This is a genomic window from Streptomyces sp. 8N114 (assembly GCF_052245835.1).
GTDB lineage: Bacteria > Actinomycetota > Actinomycetes > Streptomycetales > Streptomycetaceae > Streptomyces.
In genome coordinates this window covers 89,880-98,179 of the sequence record NZ_JBQQBT010000022.1, presented here as the reverse complement: position 1 = coordinate 98,179, position 8,300 = coordinate 89,880, and the positions used below count along the sequence as shown (strand labels likewise).

6 protein-coding genes are annotated in these 8,300 nt (G+C 71.1%); 1 reads left to right on the top strand and 5 read right to left on the bottom strand.

The genetic code is table 11. The annotated features are described in order from the left end of the window. Nucleotides 1-274: 274 nt before the first annotated feature. From ACTWQF_RS30275 to ACTWQF_RS30265, 3 genes are all read right to left on the bottom strand, one after another. Nucleotides 275-1,771 (bottom strand): polyamine aminopropyltransferase, encoded by a 1,497-nt coding sequence (locus tag ACTWQF_RS30275; RefSeq protein ID WP_443282931.1) that lies wholly within the window; start codon nt 1,769-1,771, stop codon nt 275-277. Nucleotides 1,772-1,826: 55 nt separating this feature from the next. Then, nucleotides 1,827-2,405, bottom strand: a complete 579-nt coding sequence (locus tag ACTWQF_RS30270) for a DUF2617 family protein (protein WP_443282930.1) — start codon at nt 2,403-2,405, stop codon at nt 1,827-1,829. A 542-nt stretch (nt 2,406-2,947) separates the two neighbouring features. After that, the gene (locus tag ACTWQF_RS30265) at nt 2,948-3,220 is read right to left on the bottom strand and encodes a hypothetical protein (protein ID WP_443282929.1); all 273 of its coding nucleotides are present in this window, start codon (nt 3,218-3,220) and stop codon (nt 2,948-2,950) included. A 146-nt stretch (nt 3,221-3,366) separates the two neighbouring features. Between ACTWQF_RS30265 and ACTWQF_RS30260 the strand changes: the two genes are divergently transcribed. Next, nucleotides 3,367-4,581, top strand: coding sequence for a pyridoxal phosphate-dependent aminotransferase (locus tag ACTWQF_RS30260; RefSeq protein ID WP_443282928.1), 1,215 nt, complete (start codon nt 3,367-3,369; stop codon nt 4,579-4,581). A gap of 243 nt (nt 4,582-4,824) precedes the next feature. Here the strand turns inward: ACTWQF_RS30260 and ACTWQF_RS30255 are convergent, their stop codons facing one another. Together ACTWQF_RS30255 and clpB are read right to left on the bottom strand one after the other, a co-directional pair. Continuing rightward, nucleotides 4,825-5,355, bottom strand: coding sequence for a YbjN domain-containing protein (locus ACTWQF_RS30255; protein ID WP_443282927.1), 531 nt, complete (start codon nt 5,353-5,355; stop codon nt 4,825-4,827). A gap of 137 nt (nt 5,356-5,492) precedes the next feature. Continuing rightward, a complete protein-coding gene (gene clpB / locus ACTWQF_RS30250) occupies nt 5,493-8,132 on the bottom strand; it encodes an ATP-dependent chaperone ClpB (RefSeq protein ID WP_443282926.1) in 2,640 nt (879 codons plus the stop codon). Between the last annotated feature and the right edge of the window lie 168 nt (nt 8,133-8,300).

Here is an 8,300-nt window from a genome sequence, read left to right as displayed (position 1 = left end):
GGCGCCACCGGCAGTGCATCTCGGCCCCCGCCGCGAAACGGAGCCGTCTTACGTCAATGGCTCCGGGATTTGCGGAAGGGGGGTTCTAGGGGGGCGAAGCCCACCTGGCGGGGGGCCGTTGGGGGGCGGAGCCCCCCGACACGACCTGTCGGCGGCAGCCGAAAACGAAACAAGGCGTGCGTCCACAACCGAACGCACCCGGCGGCAGCCAAAAGACAAGAAGGCGTGCACCCACAAGCGACGGGGCCCTCACGGGGTGCCCCCACAAGCGACGTCACCCCGCGTAGCGGGGGTGCATCAGGGTGGAGGGAGGGAGGTGGGTGTGGCCCTCGCGGAGGCAGGTGGGGGGCGCCGGCCGGGCGGGGCGGGCCAGCACGAAGCCCCGTCCACCGGCGTAGGGGCAAGGCCGCAGCCCCGCGGCCCGCAGGGTGGCGTGAACCGTCCAGAAGTCACGGGCTCGCCCAGTGGGCGAGCCCGCACGAAGGGCGAGGCGCCCCTCGTCGCCGAGGCCCCGCGCAGCGAGCCCGTAGAACTCCTGCGAGTACAGCTTGGGACTACCGGCGGAGCCCCCCGGCGAGGGCAACGCGGAGATGATCACGTCGAACCGCATGGCGGAACCCCGCACCCGGTCCCGCAACCAGTCGAAGGGATCCGCGTGAACAAGGCGGACCCGCGGATCGTCCAGCGCTCCGCGGTTCAAGGCCCGCAGCCCGGGGTCGCGGCGGGCCAGCCGTACGACGCCGGGATCCCGCTCCACGACGGTGACCTCCCGCACATCGCGGAACCGCAACACCTCCCGCAGGGCAAGCCCGTCGCCGCCCCCCACGATCAGCACCCGGGTGTGCGGCCCGCCCACCATCGCGGGGCGGACCAGAGCCCGGTGGACGGCGCGGGCTTCCCCGCCCCGCAGCGCCAGCCTGCCGTCCTGGAACAGCTGCAGTTCGCCCGCCGCGGGCCACTCCTCGCGGGTCGCGCCACCCGTCAGCACGAGCTCCTGGTGGTCGGTGTGCACAGCAACCCGTACATCGTCGCCGTAGAGGGCCTGCCGCGCGGCATGCTCGAACGGGCCGACGAACGCGGTGCCCACGAGGAGCAGGAGCAGTACGCAGCCGTTGGCCGCCAGCAGCCGCAACCGCGCCCGCCACCGCAGGTCGTGGCGGAAGAGCCACTGCACGACCAGCCCGCCGGCCAGCGCGTTCACCACGCCGGTGAGCAGTCCGCCCGTCAACTCTCCGGCGAGGGGCAGCAGGAGGAAGGGGAAGGTCAGTCCGCCGACGAGGGCCCCCACGTAGTCGGCCGCGAACAGATCGGCGAGGGCACCGCCAGGGTCCTGCTCGCGGATCCGCTGGATGAGCGTCATCAGCAGCGGCATCTCCGCGCCGATCAGCGCCCCGATCGTGAAGGAGATGGCCACCAGCATCACGCGGGCCCCGCCCAGCCAGGCGAAGGAGGCGTAGAGCGCCATCGCCGAGCTGCCGCCGACCAGCGCGAGCAGCGCCTCGACGTAGCCGAAGCCCGCGGCGGCGTGGCAGCGCAAGCGCTTGGCGAGCAGTGAGCCGACGCCCATCGCAAAGACCATGACGGAGAGCACGACGGACGCCTGGGTGACGGAGTCGCCGACCAACGAGGAGGCGACCGCGACGAGTTCGAGCTCGTAGACGAGGCCGCAGGCGGCGCACACGAAGACCGAGGCGAGGACGAAGCCGCGCCCGAGCCCGGCGGGTACGGGCAACCGCGCGCTCTCCACGTAGGGCTGTGGACGGTCGATCATGAGATGCACGCTACGTCACATAATGAGCACCCTAGGTCACTCACAGGAGTGGCGCTCAGGCCATGGCCGGGCCGCACACCGGGACCGTGGCCGGCTCGCGCGGAGCCCCGGCGCCCTTCCGCTCCTCGCGCGCCCTGGTGGCCACCCGGGTACGCGTCGAGACAAGACAGCCCTCCTGTGGATAGGAGTGCCAGGTGCGCCAGCGGATCTGCCCCTCGTGCCGCTGGACGAGCAGCGCGGTGAAGGCACTCGGCGCACCCGGGAAGGTACCCGCGAACCCGTTGGGGTGGTCCGCCACCAGCGCGAGCAACTCCTGCGCACGCCCGGCGAACGAGCCGGGCGACAGTCTTTCGACCCGCGCCGCGAACTCGTACTCCCACTCGCCGAAACGCTTGGAGACGCCGAGCGGAAGCGGGGCGCTGCGGCCCGGAAGGCAGGCGACGGTTTCCGAACAGCTGCCGTACTCCTCGCCCAGCAGTACCTGGTGCGAGGCGCCGAGCAGCCGCAGCTGAACGTGGGTGTCGTCCAGTTCGACGTCCATGCAGGCGAGGGCGGGGAGAGGCCCGCGGCCCAGGTCCCAGCCGAGTTCGTGCGCGCGGGTGTCGGTGTAGGCGGTTTTCAGGGTGGTGAGCATGGGTCGGCTCCGCAAACACGCAGGGAGGGTGGGCCGCCCCACCCCTCGAGCTCCCGAGCCTCCGGGCCGGGGCCGGGAGCGCTCGGGGACGACAGTTCACGATTCACCGAATCACGGAACGCGCTGCGTCCCCAGCGCTATTACCCAGGTTCTGCGGATTTCCATCCCATAGGTATGGAACAGGTCAAGTGTTCCCTTCCAGGTGCGAGCACGCTTCGCGCACAGCCGCACACCTGGCCGAGCGTGCCGTCGCGCACGCTCCGCGCACGGGCCTCAACTCCCGCTGCCGGCCTGCCGCGTGGGCCTCAACTTCCGCCTCCTCCGCCCCCACCGCAGCCGCCACCACCGCCGCCACAGGAGGAGCCACCGCCGCAGGAGCCGCCGGCGCACGAACTGCCGCCCCCGCCCCCTGCCCACCACGAGCCCCGCCGCCTGCGCCGCCGGGGGCCGGAGCCGTTGGCCGCTCTCACGAGAGCGACGATCACGTTGATGACGATGCCGAGGCCGACGATCAGCAAGGCCGGAGCCACGTTCTCCATCTGTCAGCCCCCGCCACCGCCGCCACCACCGCCGCAGCCGCCACCACCGCCGCCACCGCCGCCACCGCCGCCGCAGGAAGAGGAACCACCGCCGCAGCCGCCGCCTCCTCCTCCGCAGCCACCGCCACCGGTGCCACCGCCGCCGGCCCACCACGAGCCGCTGTTGCGGCGGGGGCGACCGGACCGGCCGGCGCCACCGGAACCGGCCGACTTGGCGAGCGCGGCGATGATCGCGAAGACGACCACTATGCCGATGAATGCCAGGACTTGGTTCATTACATTTCCCCCTTGAGGTCCTTGGACGGCAACTTCCTTTCCGTACTTCCGTGTTGCCGTCCGCGGGCGTAGGCGGCTCCTGCCCGGGGTGGCAGCGCCGCAAAGCAGGGTTGAGGAAGATAAGAGCTTGCCCGAGGATGACAGCCATGACTGCTGGCCAAGCTGCTGTCCCCGGCGCGCGGGAACGTGGGCGTCCGCTGCTCAACCACCGCCTCGCCAAGTTCGGCACCACGATCTTCGCCGAGATGTCCGCGCTCGCCGTCCGGACCGGCGCGATCAACCTGGGTCAAGGCTTCCCCGACACGGACGGTCCGGAGGAGATCCGCGAGGCGGCGGTGCGCGCCCTGCGGGACGGGCGCGGCAACCAGTACCCGCCTGGCCCCGGCATCCCCGAGCTGCGCAACGCCGTGGCCGAGCATCAGCAGCGCTTCTACGGCCTGTCGTACGACCCGGAAACCGAAGTGCTGATCACCGCGGGTGCCACCGAGGCCATCGCCGCCTCGCTGCTCGCGCTGGTCGAGCCCGGGGACGAGGTGATCGCGCTGGAGCCGTACTACGACTCGTATGCCGCCTCCATCGCGATGGCGGGCGGCATACGGGTGCCGGTCACGCTGCGCCCGCGCGACGGCGCGTACCACCTGGATCTGGACGAGCTGCGCGACGCGGTCACCGACCGCACCCGGCTCATCCTTCTCAACACCCCGCACAACCCCACCGGCACCGTGCTGGGCCGTGACGAGCTGGCGGCCGTCGCCGAACTGTGCGTGGAGCGCGATCTGCTCGCCGTCACCGACGAGGTCTACGAACACCTCGTCTTCGACGGCGAGCACCACCCGCTGGCGAGCTTCCCGGGGATGCGCGAGCGCACGGTCACCATCTCCTCCAGCGGCAAGACGTTCTCGCTGACCGGCTGGAAGGTCGGCTGGGTCACCGGAACGCCCGCGCTGGTCACCGCGGTGCGCTCGGCCAAGCAGTATCTGACGTATGTCTCAGCGGGCCCCTTCCAGTACGCCATCGCCGAGGCGCTGGCGCTGCCCGACAGCTACTACACGGCTCTGCGGGAGGGACTGCGCGCCCGGCGGGATCTGCTGGCCGAGGGGTTGCGTGCGGCCGGTTTCGAGGTCTTCCGGCCTTCGGGCACGTACTTCATCACCACCGACATCCGCCCGCTGGGCGCGAAGGACGGTGTTTCGTTCTGCCTTGCGCTCCCCGAGCGGGTGGGCGTCGTCGCCGTCCCGACCCAGGTCTTCTACGACCACGCCGAGGCAGGTGCACCGTACGTCCGCTTCGCGTTCTGCAAACGGGAGGACGTGCTGGCCGAGGCGGCACAGCGGCTGCGCGGTGTGGCGGGCACCGGCTGACCCGCCACCCCGCAGCGCTCGCGAGCGCCCCCGAGTGCGCCCGCGACCCCCGTGCGCGGGACCCCCTGTTCCCCCGTGCTTCCCCCGTAGGCGGGTCCCGCGCTCTGCCCACGAGTCTCCCGGCCCGGGATCCTGCGTGGTACCTGACGGGTGTCAGGGGGGCGGCCGGCGACGCAGCACGAGGGGCCGGGCGCACTCGGAGTGTGCGCCCGGCCCCTCGGTGTGCGGGGTGCCGACGACGGGCTAGGCGTCGTCGCCTTCGCCCTCGGAGGAGTCGATGTCCTTCTCCAGACCGAACTGCTCCACCAGCCACTTGTCGAACTCGATGGAGGCACGCACCCAGCTCACCGTGGAGGAGACGAAGTGCTCCAGCGAGACGCCTGTGCCGACCAGCATCTGCGCCTCGCCGATGAGGCGGACGCTGCCGTCGTCGTGGGTGTGGCTGTAGACCTTGGGCCACAGGGTGCGGCGGTTCCAGTCGTCGATGGCCTCGAGGAGCTTGGGCTTGTCCTCGATGGTGTGCGGCCGGTCGTAGAACGTACGGACCGAGAAGACCTGCTGCTCCGCCTCCCCACGGAACATGAAGTAGGTGCGGAACTCCTCCCACGGCGCCGCGAGGTCTCCCTCGTCGTCGACGACGTACTTCAGCTCCATCTGGTCCAGGAGCTGCTTGACGAGGTCCTGGTCGGGGATGATCGGTCCGGTCGGACCGGACTCGTCCGGCTCGTCGGGCTGGCCCCCGAAATTCGGGATCGAGGACGGGTCGATGCTCACGTGGGTGTTCCCTTCATACGGCTCCTTCCATCCTCCCGCACGCGCCCCCCGCAATGACAACCCTGGGGGGATTCCCCCAGCTACCGCTGGCGGTACCCCCACCCGGCCGGAGGCTGGGGGACGGTCGGGGCCCTCTGTCAGCTCCCCGCGAGCGTGCCCGCCGCGGCGCCCACCATGAGGCCCTCCCATCCCTCGACGCGGTCCACCCGAACGGTGTCACCGTCGCGGACCTCGCCCGCCAGGATCTCCCGCGCGAGCTGGTCGCCGATGGCGGTCTGGACGAGGCGGCGCAGCGGCCGGGCCCCGTACGCCGGATCGTTGCCCTCGGCGGCGAGCCAGTCCAGCGCCTCCGGGGTGACATCCAGGGTCAGCCGCCGTTCGGCGAGCCGCTGCTGGAGCGCGTCGACCTGCAGCTGGGCGATCCGCCGCAGCTCGTCCCCGGCCAGCGCGGAGAAGACGACCAGGTCGTCCAGTCGGTTGAGGAACTCGGGCCGGAAGGCCGCCCGCACCGCCGCCAGCACCTGCTCGCGCTTCTCCTCCTGCTTCTCCAGGGGATCCATCAGGAACTGGCTGCCCAGGTTGGAGGTGAGGATGAGGATGGTGTTACGGAAGTCCACGGTGCGGCCCTGGCCGTCGGTGAGCCGGCCGTCGTCGAGGACCTGCAGCAGCACGTCGAAGACCTCGTGGTGCGCCTTCTCCACCTCGTCCAGCAGTACGACGCTGTACGGGCGGCGCCGAACGGCCTCGGTGAGCTGGCCGCCCTCCTCGTAGCCGACGTAGCCGGGGGGCGCGCCGACGAGCCGGGCGACGCTGTGCTTCTCGCCGTACTCGCTCATGTCGATACGGACCATCGCCCGCTCGTCGTCGAAGAGGAAGTCGGCGAGCGCCTTGGCCAGCTCCGTCTTACCGACACCGGTGGGGCCGAGGAACATGAAGGAGCCGGTGGGACGGTCGGGGTCGGCGATACCGGCCCGGCTGCGGCGTACGGCGTCCGAGACGGCACGCACGGCCTCGGTCTGACCGATCAGCCGCCTGCCGATCTCCTCCTCCATCCGCAACAGCTTCTGCGTCTCGCCCTCCAGCAGCCGGCCCGCGGGGATGCCGGTCCAGGAGGAGACGACGTCGGCGATGTCGTCCGAGCCGACCTCCTCCTTGACCATCTTGTCGCCCTTGCCGGCCTGGCCTGCCGCCGCCTCCTTCTTGGCTTCTTCCTCCTCCTCGGTGGCCGCGGCGAGCTCGCGCTCGACGGCCGGGATCTCGCCGTAGAGCAGCTTGGAGGCGGTGTCGAAGTCGCCGTCGCGCTGGGCGCGCTCGGCCTGGCCGCGCAGTTCGTCCAGCTGTTCCTTCAGCTCGCCGACGCGGTTGAGGCCCTGCTTCTCCTTCTCCCAGCGGGCGGTCAGGCCGCGCAGCTCCTCCTCCTTGTCGGCCAGCTCGCGGCGCAGCCGCTCCAGCCGCTCGACGGAGGCGGGGTCGGTCTCCTTCTCCAGGGCCAGCTCCTCCATCCTGAGCCGGTCGACGGAGCGCTGGAGCTCGTCGATCTCGACGGGTGAGGAGTCGATCTCCATCCGGAGCCGGGAGGCCGCCTCGTCCACCAGGTCGATGGCCTTGTCGGGGAGGAAGCGGGAGGTGATGTAGCGGTCCGAGAGCGCCGCCGCCGCCACCAGCGCGCTGTCGGAGATCTGCACCTTGTGGTGCGCCTCGTAGCGCCCCTTGAGCCCGCGCAGGATCGCGATGGAGTCCTCGACGGTGGGCTCGGCGACCAGCACCTGCTGGAACCGGCGCTCCAGGGCCGCGTCCTTCTCGATCCGCTCGCGGTACTCGTCCAGCGTGGTGGCGCCGACCATCCGCAGCTCGCCGCGGGCCAGCATCGGCTTGAGCATGTTGCCCGCGTCCATGGCCGAGTCGCCACCCGCGCCCGCGCCGACGACGGTGTGCAGCTCGTCGATGAAGGTGATGATCTGGCCGTCGCTCTCCTTGATCTCGGAGAGCACGGTCTTGAGCCGTTCCTCGAACTCGCCCCGGTACTTGGCGCCCGCCACCATGGCGCCCAGATCGAGGGCGACCAGCCGCTTGTTCCGCAGCGATTCCGGTACGTCGCCCTTCACCACGCGCTGGGCCAGCCCTTCGACGACGGCGGTCTTGCCGACGCCGGGCTCGCCGATGAGGACGGGGTTGTTCTTCGTACGCCGGGAGAGCACCTGGACCACGCGGCGGATCTCCTGGTCCCGGCCGATAACCGGGTCCAGCTTGCCGTCGCGGGCCGCGGCGGTCAGGTCGGTGCCGAACTTCGCCAGGGCCTTGTAGGTGCCCTCGGGGTCCGGGCTGGTGACGCGCCTGCTGCCGCGCTGCGCGCTGAAGGCGTCCAGCAGCTTCCTGTCGTCGGCGCCCTGCTGCTTCAGCAGTTCGGCGACGGTCCCGCCCTTGGCGGCCAGCGCGATCAGCAGGTGCTCGGTGGAGACAAAGCTGTCGCCGAGGTCCTTGGCGCGCTGTGCGGCGTCCGCGATGACGGCGAGCAGGTCGCGGTCGGCCTGCGGTCGGCTGACGGTCTGGCCCTGCACGGTGGGGAGCGCCGCGAGCTGCCGCTCGGCGCCGGAGCGCAGCGCCGCCTGGTCGGCCTCGACGGCCGCGATCAGGTCCTGGATGTTCTCGTTGTCCTCGCCCGTGAGCAGGGCGAGGAGCAGATGGGCCGGCGTGATGTCGGGGTGGCCGTCGGTCACCGCCCGGTCGTTGGCCGCGCTGATGGCGTCCCGGCTCTTGTTGGTCAGCTCCGCGTCCACTTCCTGCGCTCCTCCTCCAGTGCTGTCCGTAGGCACCGGGCGCCCCTGCGTCCCGGCTGTGCCCGTGCCCCGCGATGGCACTTGCTACCTACAGCATGCAACAAGTTGAGTCTATTCCACTCAATTCGCATAGGTCTACTATCACTCTTAGTTCCCGGCCGCTTCCTG